26 protein-coding genes and 1 pseudogene are annotated in these 25,537 nt (G+C 65.0%); 7 read left to right on the top strand and 20 right to left on the bottom strand.

The annotated features are described in order from the left end of the window. The first annotated feature begins 243 nt into the window (after positions 1-243). Positions 244-1,005 (top strand): sulfite exporter TauE/SafE family protein, encoded by a 762-nt coding sequence (locus HF027_RS09725; RefSeq protein ID WP_168015180.1) that lies wholly within the window; start codon positions 244-246, stop codon positions 1,003-1,005. Positions 1,006-1,050: 45 nt separating this feature from the next. Here the strand turns inward: HF027_RS09725 and iadA are convergent, their stop codons facing one another. From iadA to HF027_RS09710, 3 genes are read right to left on the bottom strand one after another with little or no spacing between them, the layout of a single operon-like run. Further along, positions 1,051-2,220, bottom strand: coding sequence for a beta-aspartyl-peptidase (gene iadA, locus HF027_RS09720; RefSeq protein WP_168015178.1), 1,170 nt, complete (start codon positions 2,218-2,220; stop codon positions 1,051-1,053). Continuing rightward, positions 2,214-4,892: a cyanophycin synthetase gene (cphA, locus tag HF027_RS09715; protein ID WP_168015176.1), complete on the bottom strand. Its 2,679-nt coding sequence runs from the start codon at positions 4,890-4,892 to the stop codon at positions 2,214-2,216. Before cphA ends, iadA begins: the two co-directional genes overlap by 7 nt. After that, positions 4,889-5,737, bottom strand: a complete 849-nt coding sequence (locus HF027_RS09710) for a cyanophycinase (protein ID WP_168015174.1) — start codon at positions 5,735-5,737, stop codon at positions 4,889-4,891. The genes cphA and HF027_RS09710 overlap by 4 nt, the downstream gene beginning before the upstream one ends. A gap of 453 nt (positions 5,738-6,190) precedes the next feature. Here HF027_RS09710 and HF027_RS09705 point away from each other — a divergent pair, with 453 nt between their 5' ends. From HF027_RS09705 to HF027_RS09690, 4 genes are all read left to right on the top strand, one after another. Then, complete coding sequence (locus HF027_RS09705; protein WP_168015172.1) at positions 6,191-6,661, top strand: PPC domain-containing protein; 471 nt, start codon at positions 6,191-6,193, stop codon at positions 6,659-6,661. Positions 6,662-6,742: 81 nt separating this feature from the next. Beyond that, positions 6,743-7,360, top strand: a complete 618-nt coding sequence (locus tag HF027_RS09700; RefSeq protein WP_168015171.1) for a LemA family protein — start codon at positions 6,743-6,745, stop codon at positions 7,358-7,360. Continuing rightward, positions 7,360-8,109 (top strand): TPM domain-containing protein, encoded by a 750-nt coding sequence (locus HF027_RS09695; protein ID WP_168015169.1) that lies wholly within the window; start codon positions 7,360-7,362, stop codon positions 8,107-8,109. Before HF027_RS09700 ends, HF027_RS09695 begins: the two co-directional genes overlap by 1 nt. 27 nt (positions 8,110-8,136) lie before the next feature. Next, entirely contained in the window at positions 8,137-8,754 is a 618-nt protein-coding gene (locus HF027_RS09690; protein WP_168015167.1) for a TPM domain-containing protein, read from the top strand. Positions 8,755-8,818: 64 nt separating this feature from the next. On the opposite strand, the gene HF027_RS09685 is transcribed toward HF027_RS09690, so the two are convergent. Beyond that, on the bottom strand, positions 8,819-9,427 hold the full coding sequence (locus tag HF027_RS09685; protein ID WP_168015165.1) for a hypothetical protein: 609 nt from the start codon (positions 9,425-9,427) through the stop codon (positions 8,819-8,821). 99 nt (positions 9,428-9,526) lie between these two features. Beyond that, the gene (locus tag HF027_RS09680; RefSeq protein ID WP_168015163.1) at positions 9,527-9,742 is read right to left on the bottom strand and encodes a DUF2061 domain-containing protein; all 216 of its coding nucleotides are present in this window, start codon (positions 9,740-9,742) and stop codon (positions 9,527-9,529) included. A 300-nt stretch (positions 9,743-10,042) separates the two neighbouring features. On the opposite strand from HF027_RS09680, the gene HF027_RS09675 reads away from it, so the two are divergent. Further along, on the top strand, positions 10,043-11,041 hold the full coding sequence (locus tag HF027_RS09675; RefSeq protein WP_342448736.1) for a D-alanyl-D-alanine carboxypeptidase family protein: 999 nt from the start codon (positions 10,043-10,045) through the stop codon (positions 11,039-11,041). Positions 11,042-11,183: 142 nt separating this feature from the next. Here HF027_RS09675 and HF027_RS09670 read toward each other — a convergent pair whose 3' ends face one another. The 11 genes and pseudogenes from HF027_RS09670 to HF027_RS09625 form a co-directional block, all read right to left on the bottom strand. Next, positions 11,184-11,489: a hypothetical protein gene (locus HF027_RS09670; RefSeq protein WP_168015159.1), complete on the bottom strand. Its 306-nt coding sequence runs from the start codon at positions 11,487-11,489 to the stop codon at positions 11,184-11,186. A gap of 184 nt (positions 11,490-11,673) precedes the next feature. Further along, the gene (locus HF027_RS09665) at positions 11,674-12,873 is read right to left on the bottom strand and encodes an ATP-binding protein (protein WP_342448735.1); all 1,200 of its coding nucleotides are present in this window, start codon (positions 12,871-12,873) and stop codon (positions 11,674-11,676) included. Then, complete coding sequence (locus HF027_RS15805) at positions 12,870-13,115, bottom strand: hypothetical protein (RefSeq protein ID WP_342448734.1); 246 nt, start codon at positions 13,113-13,115, stop codon at positions 12,870-12,872. The genes HF027_RS09665 and HF027_RS15805 overlap by 4 nt, the downstream gene beginning before the upstream one ends. Then, positions 13,112-13,665 (bottom strand): annotated as a pseudogene (locus HF027_RS09660) (response regulator transcription factor). Before HF027_RS09660 ends, HF027_RS15805 begins: the two are co-directional and overlap by 4 nt. After that, positions 13,604-14,476, bottom strand: coding sequence for a hypothetical protein (locus tag HF027_RS09655; protein ID WP_209316432.1), 873 nt, complete (start codon positions 14,474-14,476; stop codon positions 13,604-13,606). The pseudogene HF027_RS09660 and the gene HF027_RS09655 overlap by 62 nt, the downstream one beginning before the upstream one ends. 7 nt (positions 14,477-14,483) lie before the next feature. Further along, positions 14,484-15,335, bottom strand: coding sequence for an SDR family oxidoreductase (locus HF027_RS09650; RefSeq protein ID WP_245184637.1), 852 nt, complete (start codon positions 15,333-15,335; stop codon positions 14,484-14,486). Further along, complete coding sequence (locus HF027_RS09645; protein ID WP_168015157.1) at positions 15,322-16,014, bottom strand: iron-containing redox enzyme family protein; 693 nt, start codon at positions 16,012-16,014, stop codon at positions 15,322-15,324. The genes HF027_RS09650 and HF027_RS09645 overlap by 14 nt, the downstream gene beginning before the upstream one ends. Next, the gene (locus HF027_RS09640) at positions 16,014-17,135 is read right to left on the bottom strand and encodes an AMP-binding protein (RefSeq protein ID WP_168015155.1); all 1,122 of its coding nucleotides are present in this window, start codon (positions 17,133-17,135) and stop codon (positions 16,014-16,016) included. The genes HF027_RS09645 and HF027_RS09640 overlap by 1 nt, the downstream gene beginning before the upstream one ends. Next, positions 17,125-17,841, bottom strand: a complete 717-nt coding sequence (locus tag HF027_RS09635; RefSeq protein WP_168015153.1) for a thermostable hemolysin — start codon at positions 17,839-17,841, stop codon at positions 17,125-17,127. The genes HF027_RS09640 and HF027_RS09635 overlap by 11 nt, the downstream gene beginning before the upstream one ends. Before the next feature lie 275 nt (positions 17,842-18,116). Beyond that, positions 18,117-18,755: a peroxiredoxin gene (locus tag HF027_RS09630; RefSeq protein ID WP_168015151.1), complete on the bottom strand. Its 639-nt coding sequence runs from the start codon at positions 18,753-18,755 to the stop codon at positions 18,117-18,119. A gap of 155 nt (positions 18,756-18,910) precedes the next feature. After that, positions 18,911-19,432 carry a C40 family peptidase gene (locus HF027_RS09625; RefSeq protein WP_168015149.1) on the bottom strand — a complete coding sequence of 174 codons (522 nt, stop codon included), beginning with the start codon at positions 19,430-19,432 and terminating at the stop codon, positions 18,911-18,913. Between the two features lie 206 nt (positions 19,433-19,638). Between HF027_RS09625 and gloA the strand changes: the two genes are divergently transcribed. Next, the gene (gene gloA / locus HF027_RS09620) at positions 19,639-20,172 is read left to right on the top strand and encodes a lactoylglutathione lyase (protein WP_168015147.1); all 534 of its coding nucleotides are present in this window, start codon (positions 19,639-19,641) and stop codon (positions 20,170-20,172) included. Between the two features lie 136 nt (positions 20,173-20,308). Here gloA and HF027_RS09615 read toward each other — a convergent pair whose 3' ends face one another. The 4 genes from HF027_RS09615 to HF027_RS09600 all read right to left on the bottom strand — a co-directional run bounded on the left by HF027_RS09615 (position 20,309) and on the right by HF027_RS09600 (position 25,468). Further along, positions 20,309-20,656 carry a DUF6482 family protein gene (locus tag HF027_RS09615; RefSeq protein ID WP_168015145.1) on the bottom strand — a complete coding sequence of 116 codons (348 nt, stop codon included), beginning with the start codon at positions 20,654-20,656 and terminating at the stop codon, positions 20,309-20,311. A 176-nt stretch (positions 20,657-20,832) separates the two neighbouring features. Continuing rightward, a complete protein-coding gene (locus HF027_RS09610; RefSeq protein WP_168015143.1) occupies positions 20,833-22,170 on the bottom strand; it encodes a lipocalin-like domain-containing protein in 1,338 nt (445 codons plus the stop codon). Then, the gene (locus tag HF027_RS09605; RefSeq protein ID WP_245184635.1) at positions 22,167-24,764 is read right to left on the bottom strand and encodes an FtsX-like permease family protein; all 2,598 of its coding nucleotides are present in this window, start codon (positions 24,762-24,764) and stop codon (positions 22,167-22,169) included. The genes HF027_RS09610 and HF027_RS09605 overlap by 4 nt, the downstream gene beginning before the upstream one ends. Beyond that, the gene (locus HF027_RS09600) at positions 24,764-25,468 is read right to left on the bottom strand and encodes an ABC transporter ATP-binding protein (protein WP_168015141.1); all 705 of its coding nucleotides are present in this window, start codon (positions 25,466-25,468) and stop codon (positions 24,764-24,766) included. The genes HF027_RS09605 and HF027_RS09600 overlap by 1 nt, the downstream gene beginning before the upstream one ends. Positions 25,469-25,537 lie beyond the last annotated feature (69 nt).

The raw sequence follows: 25,537 nt of genomic DNA, 5'->3' as shown, positions 1-25,537 counted from the left end.
CGGGCACCGCCTTGGCAATGGCATCGATGGCGTTGCTGAAATGCATGGACCTTCCCGTGTCAGTGTACCTGACAGGGAAAGGTCTCATGATTAGCTTATTGAAGGTAGGCTTAACTGACTGGCATTAGGCCCCTTTGGGCCGGCTTTTTTGTGGCCGCCTGGCGGTGAGCCGCAGGTAGAGGAGGTGAGGCGATGCCGTGCGTCTTGCTATAGTGGTGTGTCATTGGCCATTGGATGGCGACCATGCCCCTGCTCGAGCTGCTTTCCCCCTTGCCTGCCTGGCTCAACCTGGGCCTGGTCATGCTCTCGATATTGACCTCGATGATCTCGGCGAGCGCCGGCATCGGCGGCGGCACCCTCTTGATCATCGCCATGGCGCAGGTGATGCCCGCCGCAGCGCTGATTCCGGTGCATGGCATGGTGCAACTGGGCTCCAACGCCGGCCGCGCCGGCCTGACCTGGCGTCACATCGATCGGCGAGTGATCGCCGTCTTCCTGCCTGGCGTGGTACTGGGCGCCCTGCTGGCCGCCTGGCTGCTGGTGCGATTGCCCGCGGGCGTGCTCGAACTCACCATCGCCGGCTTCGTGCTGTTTTCCTGCTGGGGCCCGCCGCCGCCGGCCCGGGCGCTGGGGCGCGTCGGCACCATGCTCGCTGGTGTGGTGACCACCCTGCTGTCGAGTCTGGTGGGTGCCAGCGGCCCGCTGGTCGGCGCCTTCATCAAGCACGCCCAGCCCACCCGCATGGCGCGGGTCGCGACCTTCTCCGCCTGCATGACCCTGCAGCACCTCACCAAGGCCTTCGTGTTCGGCGTGGCGGGCTTCGTCTTCCACGACTGGCTGGGCCTGATGCTTTCGATGATCGCCGCCGGGCTCGCCGGCACCTGGCTCGGCCTGCGTCTGCTCAAGCGGCTTAGCGAGGCGCACTTCGATGGGCTCTTCAAGTGGGTGCTGACCCTGCTGGCGCTGCGCCTGGTCTGGCTCGGCGTCGAGCGCCTGCTGGCCTGACAGGCGAGGGCCTTCACCCGGCGCGGTGAGTCCTTGGCTTAGGCCTTAGCCATCACGGGCATAGACACAGCGCCCCGCCACATAGGTTTGCTGCGGCTGGAGCGTGGCATCGAGCAGGGTCACGTCGGCATCGAAGCCCACCGCCAGGCGACCCTTGCGGTCGTGCAGCCCCAGTACCCGGGCGACATTGCCCGAGATCACGCCTAGCGCCTCATCCAGCGCCAGCACCTGCTCGTGCACCAGGCGCCGCCAGTCGGCGATCAGGGTGGTATTGCGCGCCACCCGCATGCCGAGATAGCCGCCCTGGGCATCGAACTCGGGCAGGCTGCCATTGCAGTCGGAGCTCATCGTGATGCGCTCGACCGGCACGCCGCGGTCAAGCAGCCGCGCCACGGCACCGAAGCCGCTCAGGTCATCCTCGCAAGCGTCGTCGAAGGCGGTCACATCCACGCAGGCCTTGAAGCTCAACGCGTAGTCGGCGGCCTCCTCGAGCAGGGCGCGATGGCGGTTCACATGGGTGGGAATCACCTGCTCGGCGGGAATCTCGGTCTCGGTAAGCAGGCGGCGCAGCGGCTCGAGCCCGCGGGCACCATCGCCGACATGGAAGTGGCAGATGCCGCGCTTGCCGGCCAGCATGGCGCCTACCCGGACTTCGCTGACCAGCCGCTCGATTTCGTCCTGCCGGGGCTGGCTCGAGCGGTGATCCGAGATCGCGATCTCCCCCAGGCCGATGACGTCGGGGATCCAGGCCAGGTCACGCTGCAGGTCGCCGGTGAGGCTCGGCGGTGGTACACGATAGGCACCGGTATACATGTAGGCGGCGATGCCCTCGGCGCGCAGCCCGCGCACCTTGGCCAACAGGTCCGCCGGCGAACGGCTGATGCCATCGGTGCCCAGTACGCCGACCACGGTGCCGATGCCCATGGCCGCGACCTCCCGGGCGGTGATCTCCGGGCAGCGGGAGCCGCAGCCCCCTTCGCCGCCGCCACCGGTTACGTGCACATGCTGGTCGATGAAGGCGGGCACGGCGATCAGGTTCGGGGCCTCCACGACCCGCACCGGCCAGCCCGCAGGCACCTCCAGGTCGCGCCCGAGTGCCGCGATGCGGCCATCGGCGATCAGGATGTCGGTGGCCTCGATCAGCTCGGGGGCCTGGATGCTACCGACGCGCAACAGGGTCAGCAGCGATGCCTCTGGGGGAGGGCCGGTCAGCATGGGCGGTCACCTCGCGGGGCGTGAATATTGGCATCGTGTGGTTCGACCGAAGGCGCATCGCCCGGGGTGTTCGTTTTACTCCGGCGCTCCTTGAGGCGCTCGACGGTGCCCTCGACATCATCGATCAGCAGTACCAGCAGGTCGCCATCGCCGGCCTCATCGAAGGCCCGGTCGATGGCTTGCCGCTCATCCATGACGAGCTCGACGCGACAGGCCCCGGGTATCGAGGCCGCACCATCACGCAGCAGCCCGGCGACGTCGCCCGGGTGGCGGCCGCGAGGGTCGGTCTCGCAGAGGATGGCCACGTCGAGCATCCCGGCCAGCCGCGCACCCAGTTCGAAGAGATCTTCATCGCGGCGATTGCCCGGGGCGCTGGCCACGCCGATGCGCCGCCTGGCCGGGAGCGCACGGACAAGCTCGGTCAGGGCATCCAGGGCCGGCACGTTGTGGCCGTAGTCGATCAGCACCTTCAGGCCATCGGCCTCGATCAGGTTGGTGCGCCCGGGGTTCTGTCCAGGCGTGGGGTGAAAGGTGCTCAGGCCCAGGCGAATGTCTGATAGCGATAGCCCCAGGGCGTAGGCGGCGGCGCTGGCCGCCAGGGCGTTGGCGACGTTGAAGCGGGCATGGCCTTCGAAGGTGATCGGCACCTCGGCAACGGGAATGAGCTTGGCCTCGACGCGTCCCTGACGCATCACCAGGTCGTCCTGGTGGATGGTGAAGGCCACGCCCTGATCGTGAACATGCTGGCGAATGGCCCGTGAGTCGGGGTTCAGGGTGAAGAGGATACTGTCGCCTCGCGACCATTCCTGGGCGGCCAGCGCCCGCGGGTCATCGGCGTTGAGCACGGCGGTGCCCTCCGGGCGCACGGCATCGATCACCACCGTCTTGCAGCGTGCCAGTTCATCAAGGGTGTGAAGGTCATGCTCGCCCAGATGATCGCTTGCGATATTGAGCAGCACGCCCACATCGCAGGCATCGAAGCCGAGCCCGCGTCGCATGATGCCGCCTCGTGCCACCTCGAGTACGGCACACTCGACCGTCGGTTCGCGCAGCACAATGGCTGCCGCCTGGGGGCCACTGTAGTCGCCACGCATGATGACGTGGCTGTCGACCTCGATGGCCCCGGTGCAGGCCATGCCGACCTTGCGCCCGGCCTGGCGAAGAAGATGCGAGAGCAGACGCACCGTGGTCGTCTTGCCGTTGGTGCCGGTGACCGCGACGATAGGAATGCGCGCATCGCTGTCGCTTTCCGGAAACAGCATATCGATGACCGGCTGGCCGACATCGCGGCCCTGGCCGTGGGTAGGGGAGAGGTGCATGCGAAAGCCGGGCCCGGCGTTGACCTCGACCACGGCCGCGGATTGCTCATCGAGGGGGCGGGTCAGAGTCTCGGCGAGCAGGTCGATGCCGATGATGTCGAGTCCGATCAGGCGTGCGATGCGCTCCGCTGAGTAGCGCACCTCCGGGTGCACATCGTCGGTCACGTCGGTCGCCGTGCCTCCGGTGCTCAGGTTCGCCGTGGGCTTCAGGTAGACGATCTCGCCTGCGGCAATCACGCTCTCAAGCCGCAGCTGCTGCTGATCGAGCAGTCGCCGCGACTGCTCGTTGATGTCGATCTGGGTGAGCAGGTTTTCATGGCCGACGCCGCGGCGTGGGTCGGCGTTTTCCCGTTCGATCAGCATCTGCAGAGTGGCGCTGCCATCGCCGATCACATGGGCCGGCTGGCGCCGGGCGGCCGCCACCAGCTGGCCGTTGATGACCAGCAGACGATGATCCATGCCCTTGATGCATTGCTCGACGATCACCGAGGAATGGTGACGAGCGGCGATCTCGAAGGCGTCCCGCAGGGCCTGGTCACCCTCGACCTCGGTGCTCACGCCGCGGCCATGGTTGCCAACCAGCGGCTTCACCGCCAGCGGATAGCCGAGGCGATGCGCTACCTCGAGGGCCTCATCGACGGCCCAGCAGACCTCGCCCTTGGGTACCGGGATGCCGGCATCGCCGAGCAGCTGCTTCGTCCACTGCTTGTCATCGGCAATGCTGTAACCGATCAGGTCGGTGTGACAGGTCACGGTGGCCTGAATGCGCTGCTGACGGTGGCCATGGCCCAGCTGTAAATAACTGCTGTCATCGCTGAGGCGCAGGTAGGGAATGCCCCGACGCGCGGCAGCCGCAATAATCGAGGCGGTGGACGGGCCCAGCATGTGAGCGTCGCGTACCACCTTGAGCCGGTCGATGATCGCCTGAACATCAATATCGAGACCATGAAACAGCCGACGCACCAGCTCGACGGCTTCGACACCGGCCGCCAGGCCGCTGGCCTCGTCCCGGTAGCGATAGACGACGTTGTAGATGCCTGTCTCGTAGCTGTCGATGGTCTTGCCATAGCCCACCGAAAAGCCGATCAGGTTCTGCAGCTCAAGTGCCACATGCTCGACCACATGGCCGGCCCAGGTGCCACGTGCCAGCCGCTCCAGAAAGCCGCCGGGGCGCCCGAGCGAGCAGCGGTGCTCCTGCAGGGTCGGCAGTAGCTCGATGAGTCGCTCGACGATACCGGGCACGGTGTCGCTGGGGCGCTGCTCCAGCTCGCCGATGTCCAGGCGCATGAAGATGCTCAGGTAGCGGCTGTAGTAGTTGGGGCCGCGCAGGGCCCGATGCTCGAGAATCTTCATTGGGCGTTGGCCAGTGCGGCACGCAGCTCATCTGTGACCAGGTAGCGCCGTGCCTTGAGATCGAAACCGTGGCCACTGACCAGGGCATGCAGGATCATGTGCTCGACGGCCACTGGCTCCCCCATCGACAGTTCGGCGATGTTGGAGCTCGCCAGGTCACGGCTATCGATGAGGATGACGTGGCCCGAGCCGATGGCCTCGAGAATACCGTGGGGGTGGAAGATCACGCCGGCATCCTCGCCGATGCCCACGCCCAGGTGCTCAGGGTTGCTCGCGCCGACCTCCATCAGGCGCGTGAAGCGGCCACGTTCGAGGAAATGGCTGTCTATTATCAGCCCCTCGACCAGCCCGAGGCCGAAGGTCATGTTGACCGCCCCCTTGCGCAGGGCATCCGCGGCGGCGCCGTTGTAGATCATGGTGCCGGGCATGGCCGCGGCGCCGGCACTGGTGCCCGCCACCACGGCCCCGGCCGCCAGGCGCTCGCGGATGGCATCCAGCGTGGCCGAGCCGCCCATCACATGGGTCAGGCGCAGTTGGTCGCCGCCGGTGAAGAAGATCACACCGCTCTGCTCGATCAGGCGCACCGTGTCCGGGTGGGACGCCTGCTGACGATCCTGAATATCCAGCGAATGGACGTGTCTCGCGCCCAGGCGTGTGAAGGCCGCCTCGTAATCAGGGAGAATCTGCTCGGGGATGCCACTCGCCGTGGCGATGACCGCGACTTCCTGGTTGCCCTCGGGCGCCAGGGCGAACACCCGCTTCAGGATGTCGAGCTCCGAGGTTCTGTCCTCGGCACCCCCGATGGCCACCAGGTGGCCGGATGCCGAACCGAGAGAAACGATCATGATCCTTTCGCCGCCCAGCGACGCTTTTGAGAGAGCCCTGAAGCAGGGGAGCTACCCAAGGCATAGCCTCAGAGGCCGACCTGTCTCTCTCAGCATAGTCGTCGTGAGGCGTTACACACCTTTACGATCGCTGGTGCCTCGCGATAGCGCTGCCATCGCTTTGCCAAGACCCGGAGCAATTGCGCGTGGGCTGACGGGGATGGGCTTCTCCAGCGTCAGTGCTGGTGGTGTGGACGAGGGGGCATCTTGTAGTGGCAGCGTTTATTTCCCAGCGTGTGGTTCAAAGTGCTGCGGTTGCTCTATGGATCCAAGAGCTTGTGGAAGGGCGTGGAGCGATTGCAGACGCCACTATCTTGCCAGTGAGTCGGTGGCAGGTAATGAGCGCCAAGCCAGTTGCGAGCGGCTAGAGACGGTCAACTAGACTGAGGTGAATTGAGTCGAGAGGAGAGCGCGATGGGTATGTCGTTTGCGAGGTGGCGAGGAGGGGCGGTACTCGCGTTGGTGGGGCTGCTACTCATGAGCGCGCTTGCGGGCTGTGCCACGCCTGTATCGCGCGAAGCTCGGGCCATCGAGCTGGTGCCCGGCGAGCCTAAAGACGGCTGGTTGGGATCGGGTGTCGATGTCTATGCGTTCAGCCTTGCGGTGCCGACGCGGGTGAGGCTCGAGAGCGAGACGCCGGCCAGCGGTTGGACGCTGGACCCCAATGCCACGCTCTATAATGCTGACGGAAAAGTGGTGGCGCGAGACTGGAGCAGTGGTGAGGGCGAGAACTTCCTCCTGATCCGCGTGCTGGCAGCGGGGCGCTGGTATCTGGAGGTCAGTGATGGCAGCGGCTGCATGATCATGACGGATTGCGAGGCTCATCGGCGCTATACGACGCACCTCGAGATCGAGCCGCTGATGCCACTGCAGGGCACTCACTAAGAGTGTCGACTTCTCGCGCCGGCTGCCACCGTGTACCGTGATAGCAGACATAGGCCAACCAGACGGGGAAGCATACCAATCATGCAAGCCACACTCGGGGTCACCCCCTACCGCATCGCCTGGCGTTCAGCCTTCCTGCTGCTCGTGGCCATGCTGCTGACGGGCTGCGGCGTGAACAACCTGCCGACCTATGACGAGCAGGTGAAGTCAGCCTGGTCGCAGGTGGAAAACCAGTACCAGCGGCGAGCCGATTTGATCCCCAATCTGGTTGAGACCGTCAAGGGATATGCGCAGCAGGAGCAGGAGACGCTGACGGCGGTGATCGAAGCCCGCTCCAAGGCGACGTCCATCCAGGTCGACGAGAGCATCCTCAACAACCCCGAGAAGCTGCGGCAGTTCCAGCAGGCACAGGGTGAGCTCTCCAGTGCGCTTAGCCGGCTGATGGCGGTCTCGGAGCGCTATCCGGATCTCAAGTCCAACCAGAACTTCCTGGCGCTGCAGTCCCAGCTTGAGGGTACCGAGAACCGTATCGCGGTTGCCCGCCGCGACTTCATCGCCGCGGTCGAGCGCTACAACACCGAGATCCGCACCTTCCCGGGGCGTATCTGGCATAGCCTCCTGTACAGCGACATGGAAATCCGCGAGACCTTCGAGGCCACGGCGACCGACGCCGATCAGGCGCCTGAGGTGTCCTTCTGATGCGACTCTTCCGGCAATTGCCCATCGTCCTGCTGCTGCTCGTGGCGCTGGGCGTCCAGGCACAGCAGCCCGAATTCCCGGAGCTCAGCGGTCGTGTCGTCGATCAGGCCGAGATGCTTGATAGCGCTGATGAAACGAACCTGACCGAGATGCTGGCGGCGCACGAGCAGGAGACCACCGAGCAGGTGGTGGTGGTCACGCTGCCCAACCTGCAGGGGCGCACCATCGAGGAGTACGGTTATCAGCTGGGCCGTCACTGGGGCATCGGTCAGGAGGGCGAGGACAATGGCGCGCTGCTGATCGTGGCCCGAGAGGAGCGCAAGGTGCGCATCGAGGTGGGCTATGGACTCGAAGGACGCCTGACCGATGCGCAGTCTTCGGTGATCATCACTCAGGTGATCACGCCGGCCTTCCGGGAAGGGGATTTCGCCCGCGGTATCCGTGAGGGCACCCAGGCGATGATCCAGGTACTGGGGGGTGACCCGCTCGTCACCGCAGATACCGCCTCGGCCGAGGGCAGGCAGGCGCCAGACGGGCCGAAGTCGGTGCTGTTCTTCATCCTGCTGCTGGTTATGACAGGCTTCCTGCGAGGTGGTCGCGGCGGTCGTGGACTGCTGGGCGGTCTGCTGCTTGGCGCCGCGCTCGGAGGCCGAGGCGGCCAGGGTGGCGGCGGAGGTCTCGGCGGTGGCGGAGGCTTCGGCGGCGGTGGTGGTGGTTTCGGGGGCGGTGGTGCCTCCGGTGACTGGTAAATCCTTTCAAGCGAGTACAGATACCCCATGGCGTTACTGAGCGACAGCGAACAGCTTGAGGTGGCCGAGACGATCCAGCGTATCGAGCGGGAGACCGATGCTGAACTGGTCACCGTGCTGGCCGCCCGGGCCGATGATTACGCCTATATCCCGCTGCTGTGGGCCGGCATCCTGGCCCTGGTAGTCCCCGGTGCAATCAACTATTTTCCGGGCTGGTGGGACGCCACCAGCCTGCTGCTCATCCAGTGGGCCACCTTCGTGGTGGCGGCGCTGGTGTGCCGGCACCCTGCCATTACCACCCGGCTCATTCCCCGCGCGGTTCGCCACTGGCGCGCCTCGAACCTGGCCCGTCGCCAGTTCCTGGAGCAGAACCTGCACCACACCGAAGCAGGCACCGGAATGCTGATCTTCGTTTCGGAGGCCGAGCGCTACGTGGAAATCCTGGTCGACCGAGGCATCTCCGAGCGGCTTGGCGATGACACCTGGCAGGACATCGTCGCCGACTTCACCCGTCGCGTTCGCCAGGGTGAGACGGGACGCGGCTTCGTGGAATGCATCGAGTCATGCGGAGAGCACCTCAAGCGCGAGGTACCCGCTACCCATACGCGCGACGAGCTGCCCAATCGTCTGGTCGTCCTCGACTAGGCGCCTCTCGCGTCACTTTTCTCATCACTCTTCTAATCACGCCTCTCGTCCCTCCGCTCGACGCTCAGAAGTAGTCGGCGGCGGGGCGGTCTTCGTCGACCGGGGCGGTACTTGCCTCATGGCATAGCCGCGCTGCCCGGTCGAGCGCAATGGCGGCCCCCGGTAGCTGGAAACTCAGGTACCAGGGCTCGACGCCGTCATCGATCTCAAGGCGCAGGGTGTCGCCGACATTCAGCTCGTGCAGCAGCCGATACGGGGCGGCGGTGGTCAGGCTCACATAGGCGCCGCTGTCGCCGCGCTCCTTGGCAAGCGTTGCCGGCCCGGCGTGAGGCGTTTCTCGATCAATGCGCAAGGTGGCGTCGGCGCTCGCGGTCTCGTCTCGGCTTGCGATTTCGCCCATGTCGACCCTGAGTTCCAGGCGCGGCCGGCACGCGGGTGGGGCGAAGTCCACGGAAAAGGCGGTGCCGGGCATGTCGTAGCGGTTGCTGGCGCGGTAGGTGCGCTCCTCGCCCAGTGAAAGCGTCATCGACTGCCAGTGACCGGCCGCCTCAACATCCTTCTGGTTGTACATCAGCGCCATCGCTGGCCGGGTCATCAGCACCACGGCGATCGACGCTGCCGTGACCAGCGTCAGGGGCATCAAGGCCTGCTTGGCGCTCCTCCTTCCTGTCATTCCTGTCTCCCGTTCATCTTGTCCACGCGCGATCGTGCGGCTAAGCATACGGCATCGCCTTGCGTCGCGGCAGCCTGTCGGCGATCTGGGTACTGCCGCTCAGATCATGGCGCCGTCGGCGGGTACGGCCGCCGCACGGGCGCGTCGACGATTGACCCACTCCCAGGCCTTCTCGTGAAAGAAATAGGCGACGGTGTTCACGGCGGGCTCTGTCAGGGCGATGACACCGCCCAACACCCAGCTGCCGGTGAGCAGGTAAGTCACCGTGAACGCGACGGAAAAGTGAACAACGGCGAAGGTGGCGGTCTTGATCATTTCGAGGACTCCGATAAGAGCGCCGGATGGCGATAATGTATATTAAGATAATGATTCTCATTTATAAAAGAATTTCGGATTATTCCCTCGATAGAGGTTTGCTATAAAAAGCGCCAATTAGAAGTGAGCAACAGTAGACAGACAGGCAATGATCGGCATACTGAGAGTTATAACAAGGGCGCTGGGAACAGCAGGGAACTTCAGGGGACAGCAACCATGCAGGATATAATAATAAGGCGACCCGTCACTCGGTCGGGCCGGCGCGTATCGTCTAGCGTTCGTGGCATCTTGATGGGCGTGATGCTGATGCTCGTGGGGGGCGTGGCTCAGGCCGAAAACCCGCGCTATGCGGGGCTCGTTGCCGACGCCGCGACCGGCGAAGTGGTCTATGCCGATAACGCCGAGGAGCGTCGTTATCCGGCTTCGCTGACCAAGATGATGACGCTCTACCTGCTGTTCGAAGCGATCGAACAGGGGCGCCTGGATATGAACGATGCCCTGCCGGTATCCACGCATGCGGCCTCGATGCCGGCATCGAAGCTTTGGCTGCGTGCCGGTGACACCATTCAGGTGAGGGATGTCATTCCTTCGCTGGTGGTGCGTTCGGCCAATGATGTGGCCGTGGTGGTAGCGGAAGCGCTTGGGGGGAGTGAGGCCCTCTTTGCCCAGCTGATGACGGCAAAGGCACGCGAAATGGGCATGCGCTCGACGCAATTCCGCAATGCGTCCGGGCTTCCCGATGCTTACCAGGTCACCACCGCCCGTGACATGGGAACCCTGGCCGTTGCGCTGATGCGCGATTTCCCGGAGTACTACAGCGAATTCTCGCGCACCGAGTTCGTCTTCCGCGGCGAACGCCACCGTGGCCACAACCGGTTGCTGAGCAGCTACCCCGGGGCAGACGGTCTCAAGACCGGCTTTATCCGCGCGTCTGGCTTTAACGTTGCCACCTCCGCCGTGCGCGACGGCCAGCGTCTCATTGCCGTGGTGATGGGCGGTTTCACCTCTCGCTCGCGTGATGTCCACATGGCCGACCTGCTGGATCGCGGCTTCGCCCGCATTGGCTTGCAGGAACGTGCCGATTGGCTGGCAGATACCGACATTTCGGGCGCCATTGCCTCGCTGCCACCGCTTGGCGTTGATCCGCTCCGTGCCGATACGCCGGCTTTGATGGCCTCGGTGGATGCCGAGCCGAACCTCCGCCTGACCTCCAATACGCGGGATCCGATTCGCTCCATCATGGAGCGTAACGCTCAGGGCGATGGTGGCACCTGGGCGTTGAGGGTCTCCGACCGGTAACGGGTGTCGAGTGTATACAGTGCCTGATTGTTTAAGGGCACCATCTAAAAACCCCGCTGTGTCTCAACACGGCGGGGTTTTTGGTTGCCTGCTGGTTGTGACCGTTCAGGTCGTCTGATCGATGGTGGGAGAAGTCTAGGGGTTAGGCCAGCAGTGATAGCACCATCAGGGTGCCAAGGCTTGCGAGCGTCAGCTGAAGTAGCTCTTCGGCGAAGATCGGGCAGAAGGGGCAGAGAGGCCCCCTGTGGCGGACCTCACGACAGATCATCGCGGCGCCGACTCCCAGCAGGGCGATCAGCGAGGGGTCGAAGGCGACCACGCCTTGATAGGGCACGGCGATCAGCAAGACCAGGCAAGCCAGTCCCAGTCCGATGGGGGTGGGCAAGGAGAGATCGAGGTGGTGTGCGAGTGGCCAGCGACTGTTGTTGGAAATAGCATGCGTGGACATAAGGCACCCTTACGGTGGTGGTGATCGATGAAAAGGTCTGGAACCCTGACAGAGTCTCAGACTAAAGCGACGATCTTAAGACAACCTTATGTTAACGAAGCGCCTTACCGTAGTTAGGTACGTAGTTAGGTACGTAGTTAGGTACGTAGTTAGGTACGTAGTTAGGTACGTTGTTGGGACATAGCTAGATCGCTTGCTGTGCCAGGGTGATCTTCACTCTCAGCCCACCACCTGGCGCATCTTCCAGGGTCATCTCACCGCCGTGGCGTTGTACCAGACGGTCGACGATGGAAAGCCCCAGCCCCGCGCCTGCACTGGGACCGGTACGGTGGAAGCGTTCGATCACTCGACGACGTTCGCCAGCCGGAACGCCGGGCCCCTGGTCGTCGACAAGCAGAGTGAAAGACGGCGATGCAGTGGTGATGCCTGTGCCATGACCTGAGGGCGGGGCTTTCTGCCTATCGTCACATAGCGTCACCCGAACGCAGGTGCCCGCCGGGGCATGCTGGAGGGCATTGCCGACCAGATTCTGGATCAGGGTATCGACGCAGCCGGGCTCGGTCACGAGCTGCCAGTCGAGCGTTTCGTCGGCATCTAATTGCAGCTCGATGCCCGCTTCACCGGCCAGCGGCGATACCTTGGCCAGCGCCTCGCGGGTCTCGCTGAGCAGGTCGACTTGCTGGCGCGGATGGTCGGCATCCTGGTCAGGGTCGATACGCGCCAGGATCAAGAGTTGCGAGACCAGCCGGGTCGCCCGTTCGACCCCGGCCTGCAGCCGATCCAGTGACTCCCGGCGGTCGTCGGGCTGCGTGCTGTCGCGGGCGTTCTGGGCATGCAGGCCGAGGACCGCCAGGGGGGGCCGTAGCTCATGAGCGGCATCGGCGATAAAGCGCTTCTCGCGGGTACGCAGGCTGCGAATCTGATCGAGTAGCCGGTTTAGCGCGCCGACGATGGTGTCCAGTTCACGGGGCAAGGGCGCCAGCATCAAGGGTTGCAGGTTGTGCGGGTCGCGCTCCCGGATCTGCTGCGCCATGCGCGACAGTGGCTTGAGTCCCCAGCCGATGGCCCACCATAGCAGCAGGGTCAGCACCGGTAGGCCGATGAGATCGGGAATCAGCGTGCGCAGGGCAATCAGCGTGACCAGTTCGCCGCGGACATCCTCCCGTTCTGCAACGACCACCCTCAGCCCCGGAGACGAGGAGTCGTCGGGGGCAGTGAGGGCAAAGGTCCGCCACTCGAAGTCACCGAACTTGGCGCTTTCATAGCCGTCGCGGCTGACCTTCAGCGGCGTTTGCGGTGCGCGTGCCGAGCGCAGCAACAGCCGGTCATGCTGCCAGACCTGGAACACCAGCTTGCTCTCGTAGCGATGCCCGGCGACGCTCATGTCGGCGTTGTCGGCCCGTGCCAGGGCGTGATCCAGGCTCGAGAGCAGGCCGGCTCGCTGCTCCTTTGCCAGGGGGCCTGCATCAGGCCTTGGATCAGCCGCGCATTCTGCGCCAGGCGGGCATCGAACAGTTCTTCGACCTCGTGGGTGGCATCTCGATAGCTGGTCGTTCCGATCACCAGCATGCTGGCGGCGAATACCAGCAGCACCAGGCTGAGAGTCCGGCGGCGGATCGAGGTCATGAGGCGTTGTCACCAGTGCGCTCGCCTGGCTTGTCGAGCACGTAGCCGATGCCGCGTACGGTGCGAATCACCCCCGGGAACAGTTTGCGGCGCAGGTGGTGTACATGGACCTCGATGGCATTGCTCTCCACGTCCTCGTCCCAGCCATAGACCAGGCTGGCCAGGGTGTCGCGGGTAAAGACGCGACCCGGATGACTCAGAAACTCATGCAGTAGCGTGAACTCGCGGCGGGAGAGGCTGACCGGTTCGCCGTGGTAGCTGACCTGGTGTTCGGCGGCATCCAGGCGGATGCCGTTAAGCTCTAGCGCGCGGTCAGGACGAGCACCGGGACCGGATTGTCGCGTCCGCGCAACTGCTTGAGCAGGCTCATGCCGTCGAGTTTGGGCAGACCCAGATCGAGAATCACCACATCGAAGGGTTCACCGTCGTTGAGAGTATCCAGGGCTGAGCGGCCATCGCCCAGCACATCGACAGTATAGTGTTCGGATTTAAGCGCCAGGCGAATGCCCGATGCCAGGCTGGGGTCGTCCTCGACCAGCAGTACTCGCATGCCTGCTCCCTGTAGATTTCATGAATGGTGCGGTGGCCTTCACCGGTCGCCAGCGACAGACGCGACCCCACCTATCCAGGGCCCCGCGTCTGCTGCCATCTTCTCGCTGTGACCAGTCTATGGCAGCTGGTCGAGCAATGCCTGTATCTCCTCGCGACGTCCACGGTCGGCGAGCTCGCGGCCGGGGCGCGTCGAGTGCCTGATGAAGCACCTGACGGGCCTCGTCATCACGGCCCTGCTGATGCAGATAATCGCCCCAGAAATACAGGCTATCGATGCCGTCCGGGTTGAACTTCTGCTCCTGGCGGAGGTGCCACTCGGCCTTGTCATCGTCGCCGAAGGCCAGCGGCCAGCCCGGCACCTGGTAATACAGCGCACCAAGACTGGTATAGGCCGAGCCCTTGAGGGCCGCTGGGTCCAGGTCGATGGCGGTTTCCAGGTCGTCGCGGGCGGCCTTGACCAGCGACAGGGCACCGAGCCCGCCCTTGGCACCGGCCTCGGTGGAGCGCACGATGCCGGCCCAGATATGCAGCTCGGCGGCCTCGGGGTGGCGGGCGAGGTAACCCTCGGCGTCTTGTTCCAGCGCTTCAAGCGCCTTGGCCTGGGCGTCGTCTGGCAATTGGTAGTGGATCTCGGCCCAGCGCTTCTGGAGATAGTGCACGGCTTCCTCGACGTCTGGCGTCATGGCCAAGGCGGGGAGGCTACCCAGTATCAGCACAGCGGCCAATAAGGCCTGGGCGATGGTCGGGCGGCGTTTATGTCGGCGATGGGAGATCGACAATTGTGCGGGGGCGTTGGTGGTGCTCATCATGGGGTCCTCATGACTTGCCGACGAAGCGGCGAATGATCGGCAGCTGGCGGTGCAGGGCGCGATCGACTACGCGCGGCAGGATGGCGTTGAGTCGCACGAAGAGGCCTTCAAGCCAGCCTATTTGCGTCTCTTCGCGTTGTCCTTCGATGGCGGATCGCACGGCGCGAGCCACTCGCTCCGGGGAGTCCATGGCGGTGCCCAGGGCCTTATTCATGGCTTCCGTCTCGGCGCTGTTCATGGTGGTGCGGGTCGCGCGCGGAGCGACATACAGCACCCGCACCCGGGTATCAGCGAGTTCACGGCGTAGCGCCTGGGAAAAACCGCGCATCGCGAATTTGGTCGCACAGTAGGTGGCCTGTGAGGGATAGCCGATGGCGCCAAAGGTCGAGCCGACATTGACCAGTTGCCCTTGGCGGGCCGCCATCAACTGCGGCAGCAGCATGTGAGTGAGCTGCAGTGTGGCGGTCAGGTTGACGTTGATCAGCGCGGCGATGCTGTCGTCGGCCTCATGTTCGAACAGGCCGACATGATTGATGCCGGCGGCGTTGATCAAGACGTTGCAGTCGGCACGCCGCGCCGCGTCGACCAGACGCGCGCGGGCGTCGGCGTCGGTCAGATCGGCGACTTCCACACTGATGTGCCCGGGGCTCTCGGCCGCCAGCGCCGCCAGGGTCTCACTATTGCGTCCGCTGGCAAGCACCCGGGCGCCGGTAGCCGCCAGCTCCTTGACCAGGGCACGGCCGATGCCACCGCTGGCGCCGGTCACCAGAATACGCTGGGCGGGCCAGCCGCCCTCGAGGGTCGGCTTCTTGAACCAGGGCATAGGCAAGGGCTTGGACAAGCGCTTAGGCCAGCGCATCGGCGAGCTCCCGGTTGATATCGCCACCGCTGCAGGCGGCCTCGATACCACGGAACATGGCGCCATAAAGACGGTAGACCATGGCGGCGGTGTCGATTACCTCTGCCAGGTCATCTTCTTCGAGGCGCTCGATCAGCGACTCGAAGAAGGTCATGTGGCCGATATCCAGGCTGCCGTGCGAGAGCAGATAGCGAAAGGCCTCCTTGGGCAGGCCGAGGTTCTGCTGGAGCGCCTCGGCGGCCTGGGTGGCAAGCGCCGTACTGGTGCCCTCGAGCACCAGCACCATGCCGAAGAAGCCGACCGGATTGGCGTGGCTGATTACATCGCGCACATGACCGACCATCAGCCGGGTGGCCGGTGCCGGGGTGGCCGCTACCACGGCCTCGGGGTCGCCGCCTGCAGCGCGGATGTCATCGAGGATCCACTGTTCGTGGCCGTGCTCCTCGTCGATGTACTCGACCAGCGCCTCGCGCAGCCAGCCCTTGTCGGCGGGCAGGCGTGCCCCGCAGGCCATCATCAAGGGCACCGTGAAGCGCACATGATGATAGGCCTGGCCGAGGAAGGTCAGGTATTCCGCATGGCTGACCTTGCCGTGCTGGGCACGCTGTAAAAACGGGATCGCCAGCATGGCGTCACGTTCGGTTTGGGTCTCGGCGAGCAGGTGTTGGTAGGCGCTCATTAAGCAGCTCCTGTTGAAGAGGTGGAAAAAGCAGGAGACGTGGGTGTCACCTGGGCGGTCAGCCAGTCGTGATAGATATTGAGCAAGGTCGCACGGCGCAGCCGGCCATTGGCGGTGAGCTGATCATTGGCCGGAGTGAAGGGCGTCGCGCGCCGCCAGGCGTGGACCCGTGCATAGTCAGGCAGCCGGGTATTGGCCGCGCTGATGGCCGCCGTCAGCGTGTCATCGTCGGCCAGAGGGTCCCTTGGCACGATCAGCGCACGGTTGTGATCCAGCGCCTCACCGTGCACCAGTGCCTGTGCGATCATGGGTTGCAGGGTGAGCTCGGCTTCTACCCACTGAGGGTCGACGTTGCGGCCGTAGGCGGTGATGAAGATCTCGCGGCGGCGACCATCGAGATGCAGGTGATCGCCCTCGAAACGACCCAGATCGCCGCTTGAGTGCCAGGCACCGATCGGGGGCTCGCCCAGATAGCCGAGCATGGTGGCGCCCTTGATCTCGACCTCGCCGCTGTCGGACAGACGCACCGTCGCGTGCGGTAGTGGGCGGCCGACGCCGTGAGCCGCTTCACCGGGTCGGTTCAGGCTCACCACCGAGGCACATTCAGAGAGCCCGTAACCTTCAAAGACCGGCCAGCCGGCTTGCTCGGCATGGGTGAGTAGCGCCGGGGCCAGGCGGGTGGCACCCAGCCACAGCGGCACATAGAGCCCGCCGATGTTCTCGAGCAGGGTGGAAAGCGACAGCAAGGCCAGGTGATGACGGATGCCGAGGGGCGCGACGAGCGTGGCTGCTTCATCGGCATCACCTAGCCAGCTATCCAGCCCGGCGCTTGCCACCAGGTGCTTTCGCTGAGTCGATGAGAAGAAGCCCGGTACCGGTACCGCGACGCGCTCATCACTGAGCAGGGCGAGGTCCCACAGCGCCCAGTCGAGGCCGTTATCCAGGGCGAGACCGATACGCTGGGCCCCGAGCGCCGCCAGCCGCTCACGGCGGCGTCTCACCTCGGGGAGCAGCTCGCCGTAGCTCAACTGTGCCTGCCCATCGTCCAGGGCAACCCGGTCGGGGAAGGCACGGGCATGCCCTGCCAGGGCTTCGAGGAAGCGGCGACGCTCAGCGGACATGGATACTCTCCCGCTGGCGGGTCGGCAACAGGCCCTGTGCCTCGAGGTTGGCATAGGCAAGCGCCAGCGAACCGCCCATCACCCAGGGCGCCAGGTCATAGTAGCGGCCCCAGGCCTCGCGACTTTGTGCCGACAGACGCGCTGGGTCGGCAAGCGCCAGGGGGCTGGCCGACAGGCCCAGGCGACGAAAGCCGTTGCGCACCGCCGGTGTGGCGGTGAACACCAGCCAGGTGTAGCCCTCGTGGTAAAGCTGTTCGATGAGATGCAGCATCAGGGCGCGCTGCAGCCCAGGGCGGCGGCAGGCCAGGTTGCCGATTTCGACGATGCTCTCGCGCGCCACGGGCTGACCGAAAGACGTCGTCAGCGCCGATTCGATGGACGCATCGAGATAGGTTTCGAGAAACAGGGGAGCCCTATCGGCGCATTGAACGCCGACGGATGCCTGGGGAAGCTCTTCCTGCCAGAGCCCCAGCAGGCGGGTCAGAAAGTGGCTGACCTGGGCGCCGTGGTCGCAGGCGAAACGCTCGCGGACCAGGGTCTCCAGTGCCGACTGCTGATGCCGATTCTCGGCAATATGCCAGACAAGCGGCGCCGCTGCCTCGAGGCCGGCGGCATCAAGTGGCCGCTCGACCGCGATCAGGCGGGGGAGCGGGCTTTGTCGTGCTGCCCCGAACGGGGGGCCGGGCAGGGCGTCGAAATAGGGCATCAGGGTCGCCTCCATGAGCTTCCCTGATAGTGTGGGCGGGCTAGATTAACGCTGGCTTAAGATAGACACCTCCGTGCGACTATTTGCCCACTATCACCGGCGGCGGATCGAGACCCAACCGCCCGAGGTCCGGCCAGGGTGACCAGCGCCGCTGTCGGCACGGCTGGCTTATCATGCTAGCAATGAAAGAGGCCGCCGCCCCTCGGGGCGGCGGCCTGTTCATGGCGTAAGCATTCGGCGACCGGGCTGCTCGCATGGAGTGCCCGGCGCCCGGTTCAGCCCTTGTTGGGCTGCTTGGTGACGCGCAGGTAGGGTTTCTGCTCGTCCCAGCCCTTCGGGAAGAGCGTCTTGGCTTCTTCATTGCTGATCGCGGGGACGATGATGCAGTCGTCGCCATCGCACCAGTTGACCGGTGTGGCCACCTTGTAGCCATCGGTGAGCTGCAGGCTGTCGAGCACCCTGAGGATCTCGTTGAAGTTGCGCCCGGTGCTGGCCGGATAGGTAAGGGTCAGGCGCAGCTTCTTGTTGGGGTCGATAATGAAGACACTGCGCACGGTCAGGGTGTCGTTGGCATTGGGGTGGATCATGCCATACAGGTCGCTGACCTTGCGGTCGGCATCGGCCAGCAGCGGGAAGTTCAGCGTCTGGCCCTGAGTCTCCTGGATGTCGCCGACCCACGCCTTGTGATCGTCCAGCGGGTCCACCGAGAGGCCGATGGCCTTGGTGTTGCGCTTGTCGAATTCGGGCTTGAGGCGTGAGACTTCGCCAAGCTCAGTGGTGCAGACCGGGGTGAAATCCTTGGGGTGCGAGAACAGGATTACCCAGCTGTCGCCAGCCCACTCGTGGAAGTTGATCGGACCGTCGGTGCTGTCTTGCGTGAAGTCTGGAACGATATCGCCAAGTTGCAGAGCCATGCTGTCCTCCTAAGAAGTCGGATGATCATCACGTGTTGCCTAACCTCCTATATCAGGACGATAAGGCCGGGAAACAAGGCCTCCGATAAGCCGATTTCCCATAAGCATATTGTCAAAAAGCTAAATGTGGTTTGTGAAGTGCCGCAGTCGGCTTTCTAAGGGGCCGGCGCGGCAGCGCCCAGGAAGCGTTTTTGCCAGTAGTCCAGGTTGAGCGAGGTCGTGGTGACGTTCCGGCCGCGGCCCGGTGCATGAATCATCTGGCCGTCGCCGGCATAGATTCCCACATGGCTGGCGCGGCTTCCGCGGCCGAAGAACAGCAGGTCTCCCGGGCGTGCGGCATCGATGGCAGGCAGCGCCTGGTATTGCTTGTTGGCGGTGCGCGGCACCTTAAGCCCCGCGGCGCGATAGCTGACCAGCACCAACCCTGAGCAGTCGAGTCCGCCTGAAGAAGCCCCACCCCAGCGATAGGGGGTGCCGAGGGCGTCGCGGGCCTGATCGAGCACCAGTAAACGTTCGATGGAGAGCCCGGCGTCACGGTCATTGGTCGCGAGCCTTGGCCCCGCGCAGCCGGTTACCAGCGTCAGCACCAGCAGCAGAACCCCATACCGCCAGGGCGAGGTCAGCCGGCATGAGGGGGCGCGAGTGAGGGCGATGGTAGGGTTCTCGGGCACGGGCATTGGCTCTTCAACAGGCGTTAAAGCGGGCTCGGCTTCCTTGTGATGCTATGCCCTGATGCTTAGCCAAGGCTCGCTTTCAGGGCTTGCCACCAAGCCTTTCGATGGTAGAGCCTTCAGATGGCAGGCCGGCCAAGGCTTGAAAAGCGTGGCTTCAAGGCGCATCTCCTTGACCATAGCACACCGCTTTCGACTGTAAGGGAGATCCCATGAGTTTTACCGGAGAGCAGCATCCGGGCGTTCAGGCCCCCACCGCCGAGTCCCAGGGCTTTCGCCTTAACCACACCATGGTGCGGGTCAAGGACCCGGCCAGGTCGCTGGCCTTCTATACCCGCGTGTTTGGCATGCGGGTGCTGCGCAAGCTGGACTTCGAGGAACTGGGCTTCTCGCTGTACTTCCTCGCGCGTCTCGAAGACGACGATCAGGTGCCTGAAGACAGCGGCGAGCGCACCGTCTGGACCTTCAGCCAGAAGGGCCTGCTCGAGCTGACCCACAACTGGGGCACCGAAGACCAGGAAGACTTCGCCTACCACGATGGCAACGCCGAGCCCCAGGGCTTCGGCCATATCTGCTTCTCGGTACCGGATCTGGACGCTGCCGTTGAGTGGTTCGATGCCAACGAGGTCGAGTTCATCAAGCGCGCCGATCAGGGCAAGTTGAAGGATGTGGTCTTCGTCAAGGACGTCGACGGCTACTGGATCGAGATCGTCGAGGCCGCACGCCTGGCAAACATTGGTGACTGAGCCGGTGACCGAGCCAGTGGCGGGGGCGTCGATAAAAGTACGGCTACCCCGCTCTTGAAATGGCCTGCCAGGCACGCATGAGAGTGACCGCCTTGGAGCGGTCTTTTTGATGATGGCAGGCTCCTGGCAAAACCGCTTAGCGGAAGGCGATACGGGTGCCGTAGGTGAGCATTTCCTCGGCACTGATCGGCTTGCTGGGCACGCCGATCATCTCGTCGCCACACTGGTCATCCCAGGTCAGTACACCGTGGGTCAGGCCCAGCGAGCCCATCAGGTCACGGATTTCGCCGGTGCCCTTGAAGGTGCAGACACTGCCCGATTCGTCGACCAGGCTCGACATGCCGCTGGCGTGGTGTAATCGCACCGAATAGATGCCATCCATGGACTTGACCTCGACGATCGGTGACATGCCCTGATCGAGTGCGTGGGCAAGGCTTGTGAGCGTGAACTGAGTCTCGGGCACAGGATAGTCGTCGGTGGCCATGGCGAAGCACTCCACAATAAGCGTTGTACAATTAATGTAGAAGTTGTTGGTGGCCTGTCCAGTGATTTGTGAGTGCTGGTAGCAAAATGAGCGCTATCTGGTGCAACGATGGCCAAACGGGTGGAGCGAATAGCGCAATAGCGCGCTGTACACGTCCTGACAACGGCGCCTGCGGCTCAGTAACCGGTCATCTCCAGATAGCCTTCCCCTCGGGGTTGGCCGTCCGTGTCGCTGACCGTGACCGCGCCTTCCCAATAGGGCACTCGGGTCGCCATCCAGCGCTTGGGGTGGCGGGCGCTAATCGTCAGGTCGAGCCCCTGGCCCGGTACCTCGAGTCGCCAGCGGGTGGGCAGTCGCCTGCCGGCTACCGAGCTCTCACTGAGCGGGGTCAGTGAAAGCTCATCCGGCCCTAAGGGAGTAAGGTCGCCGTCCACATCGATAAGACTGCCCGACAGATAATCCTGCCCCTGCGCTGATGCGCCGCCGCGCAGGCGAAAGGCCATCAGTTTCCTGCCATCGGCGAGATGCAGCGACAGCCAGTCCCAGCCCTGCTGGGTCTTGCCCAGCAGTTGGCTGCTCCACTCCCGGTCGAGCCAGGCTTGGCCGCTGACGCGATGTGCAACGCCGTTAAGGGTCACCTCGCCGTCGACCCGGTAGAAGGGCTGGCTGTAATAGTAGGATCCCTGACCGTCGGCGGCCTTCTGGCTGAAGCCCGCCTCACCGTGGGCGACCAGTGGACCTTCGGCGGTCAACGTCAGTTGATAGTGGGTGTTCTCATCAAGGCTTGCGGTAACGCTTAGCTGGCTCAGCGCATCGGCAGTGCTTGAGAGAGTGCTTGAGAGAGTACTTGAGAGAGTACTTGAGAGAGTGCTGGGTGTGGTGCTTATCATCTGCCAGTCATCGATCCAGGCCGCAAAGGGCGTGGCGCGCACGCCCGCCGGGCCCTCGAGGCCTTGCGGGCTGCCCCGGATCAGGCGTTCGGCAACCACATGCTGCTCGCCCTGCGAAACGGCGGCGTGGGCCATCCATAGCTGGTTCGAGGCCCAAGGGTTGGTGGTACTGCTAGTGTTCTCGTCCGTTGTCTCGCCCGTGTGCTTGCTAATGGCCTCGGCGTTTTCCGCTTCGCGAGCGCCTTCATTCGCGGCCGGTGGCGCCAGCGCCTGACGAAACAGCGTCCACTGCAGGCCCAGCGGCCGGTTCTCCTCGTCGCGCAGGTTGGCGGTGAGATACCACCACTCGGTGCGATAGGCAGGATGCGCACCGTGATCTGAGGGGAAGGTAAGTGGCTCTCCGGGCCTCGCCGCCTTAAAGCCATCGGCGGCGCGGCCAAGGCCCGCGAAGCCGCCATTCGCCGATGGGCTCGAGGAAGGAGAGGCGTTAAATGGCGTGTGCTGTGGTGAAACGGCCAGCAGGGCGAGGCCGAGTAACAGCGCCAGCGCCACTCCCACTAGCGCCACCCGCCCCCAGCGCGGCAGACGAGTGAAAGCGCGGCGTTTCGGCGAGTGACGATTCATGAGGCGTTGAACTCCTCGAGCAACTGGCGCGGTGGCGCGCGCCATAGCCGCCAAGCGGGCAGGGCGGCGGCCAGTAGTGCCACCAGCAGGGCGAGACCCAGCGCCTCAGCCCATGACGCCGGGAAGACATGCAGCGGCAGCCGCCAGCCGAAGGCAGCGACGTTGATCTCGGCAATCAGGGCCCCGTTCAGAGCGAGCCCCAGCGGCAGGGCCAGCAATGCCGTGACAAGCGCCAGGCCACCCAGCTGGGCAAGCGTCACGCCAAGCAGGGTGGAGCGGGGCAGGCCCAGTGCCCACAGGGGCGCCAGCCGGGTGCGACGCTCCCGGGCCTGGGCGAGCAGACTGGTGAATAGCGAAAGGGCAGCGACGCCAAGAGTCAGAGCGGTCAGCGCTTGCGTCACGGCGAAGGTGCGCTCGAATATCTGCCGGGCCTGACGGTGCAGCGTCTGCTGGTCGATGAGGGTCGGCGCTGGCGCCTCGCCCGCCGTCGGCAGGGGGCTCGTCAACATCTGTCGCAGGGCAGCCTTGTCGCTCGCCGATAGCCCCGGTGCCAGCACCAGGCCCAGCGAGCCGGGCGGGGCCGCAAAGCGTGTGATCAAGCGCTCCACGGTGAGCGTCACCTCGCCGCGCGGGTTGCCGTAGTCCGGGTAGGTGGCCGCCACCTGGGTGGTGAAAGGGCCATTGGGGCTTGTAAGGGTCAGGGTGTCGCCCGGGCTCAGCCCGGTGGCGATCGATAGCTGCTCGTTGATCAGCGCCTCGCCGTCGCGTAGCGCCTGCCAAGCTGTTTCGGGATCGTCGCTGCGCGTGGCCAGCAGCGGCCAGCTGGCCGTCAGCGCCGGTGCCGGGGTCAGGCCTTGCAGGGACACCGGGCGCTCACCTTCCTGGCTGATCAGGCGTGTCTCGGCCTCGCGACGTTCGAGCAGTGTGGTTATCTCGGGTCGCGTCTCGAGCCAGTCACGCCAGGGCTCATGGGCCGCCGGCGGTGGGCGCAGGTAAAGGTCGGCGACCAGGCGCTGATCGAGCCAGTCGAGGAAGGTCAGGCGAAAACCGCCGACCATGCCGGCGACGCCAAGGTTAGTGGCAAGCGCCAGCAGCAGCGCCATCATCGCCAGTTGTAGCCGTGGCAACTGCAGTTGCAGGTCGGCAAGCGCCCAGCGCGCGAGCGTCGCCCTGGGGGAGTTGGCCTTCAGCAACCGCTTGAGGCCCTCGAGGGTTGCGGCAAGCAGTACCGGCAGGCAGAGCGCACTGCCGGCAAGCATCAACGCGACCATGGCGAAGCCCATGATCAGACGCGACGTGCCGGGTGGCGCCGGCCAGACCCACAGCACGAGCGCCGCCAGCCAGGCAATGGCGGCCAATACCGCCTGACGCTTGTGGCGGCGGTAGCTGCGCGCGGGAGAGGGCTGGGCGTGACCGAGGGCGAGGATGTCCAGCTTCGCGGTGCGCCACAGCATCCCCAGGCCCGCGGTGGCAAGGCCGCCCAACGTCATGGCCAGGCTACCGGCCCAGAAGTGCCAGGGCAGCGACAGCGTGGCGCCGACCGGGGCCGAGAACAGCGCCGCGAGGCTCGCCGCCACATCCGGCAACAGGACCCTTGCCAGCCACAGCCCGGTGAGCAGGCCCGGCAGGGTGCCGGCGAGCCCCAGCAGGACGAGTTCGACGGCCAGCAGCGCGACCAGAGTACGGCCCGGCACCCCCAGGGCGCGCAGGGTGCGCAGAAGCCCCAGGCGTTGTTCCAGGGCGAGGCCCAGGGCGGCGTGCACGATCAATAGCCCCACCACCAGCGACAAAAGCCCCAGCGCCGTCAGGTTGAGGTGGAAGCTTTCGGTCAGTTGGCCGGGCGAGAGTCCCGAGGCGGGGTTGGTGCGTCGGTAGCCCTCAGGCAGCGTCTCGCTGGCGCCTGGCGCCAGCAACAAGCCATCGATGCGGGTGCCGCGTTCGAGCAACTCAGCGGCGCGGGCAATATCCAGCACCAGCGTGCCAGGCGGTAGCGCGGCATCGACGACCAGCGGCGGCAGGCGTGTGCCACTGGCGGTGCGAAGCCGCGCCCCTGGGCTAGCGTCAAGAGCGGCCACGAGGGTGGCCAGCGTCTCCGGAGCCAGCCGGGTCTGGCCGGGAGGTTGAAGCAGGTTGAGCGAGTTGCCGCCATCGTCTGACCTGGAGGCCGTGGCAGTGCTTCCGCTCACGTTCCCGCTCACGTTCCCGCTCACGCTTCCCATTGTGCCCGCCGCCATGCTCAGTGGCTCGATGCCCAGCACGCTTAGCCGCTCGCCATCTCGAAGCTCGATCTCCACCTCGATCAGGGGCGATACCGGCAAGCCTTCGCGACGCAGCATGGCGAAATCGGCGTAGCTAAGCGGCTCACCGTCGCGGCGCTCGAGCCGCGCGATGCTTGGCGAAAGCAGGGCTTCGGCACGCGCGTAGCTGTCGCGGGCCGAGGCATTGATCGCCTGCACACCGCTCCACAGGGCGCTGGCCACCCATAGCCCGACCAGCAGCATGGCCAGCTGCCCCGGATGGCGACGGTAATGCGACAGCAGCGTGGCAAGCGCGGTGCGCGTCATCGCCAGTGAAGAGGCGTTGGGCCATGGCATCAGCGGGCACCCTTGTCAGGCGCTGCAGGGGTATCCGGCGCGGTGTCTTCGTGAAGCAACCGGCCATGGGACAGGCTCAGACGACGCTCAAGGCGACTCGCCACCCGCGCGCTGTGCGTGACCATCAGCAGCGCGCAGCCGCTGTCGCGGACCAGTTCGAGCAGTAGCGTCAGCACCGCCTCGGCGCTTGTCTCATCGAGATTGCCGGTGGGTTCGTCGGCCAGCAGCAGCGCCGGGCGTCCGGCCAGGGCGCGGCCGATGGCCAGGCGCTGCTGCTGGCCACCGGATAGCTGTTCGGGGTAGCGGTCGGCCATCTCGGCAAGCCCCAGGCGCGAGAGCAGTTGCTGATGCCAGTCAGGCGAATCACGGCCCGCGAGGCGCGCCTGCAGGCTCAGGTTATCGTCAACCGACAGGCTCGGCACCAGGTGGAACTGCTGGAAAACCAGCCCTAGCTGAGTGCGCCGCAGCGCCGCTCGCTCGGGTTCGCTGGCGGTCGAGAGGTGCTTGCCATTGAGGATGATCTCACCGCTATCCGGGGTATCGAGGCCGGCGGCCAGGTGCAAAAGGGTCGACTTGCCGCTGCCGGACTCGCCCATCAGCGCCAGGCTCGCCCCCGCAGCGAGTGTAAGGTCGACCCCATCGAGCACCGACAGATCTCCCTGCGGGGTGGCGTAGGCCTTGTGGATATCGCGCATCTCGAGCATGACGCCTCCTGGCGAGCGGTGATGCCTGCTCTGACAGCATCCCATAAAAAAGGCGCCCCCCGCAGGGAG

Origin of the sequence: Halomonas salinarum (assembly GCF_012062845.1) — a bacterium.
Lineage (GTDB): Bacteria > Pseudomonadota > Gammaproteobacteria > Pseudomonadales > Halomonadaceae > Onishia > Onishia salinarum.
The sequence above is the reverse complement of the archived record's forward strand: the minus strand, read 5'-3'. Positions and strand labels throughout refer to the sequence as shown.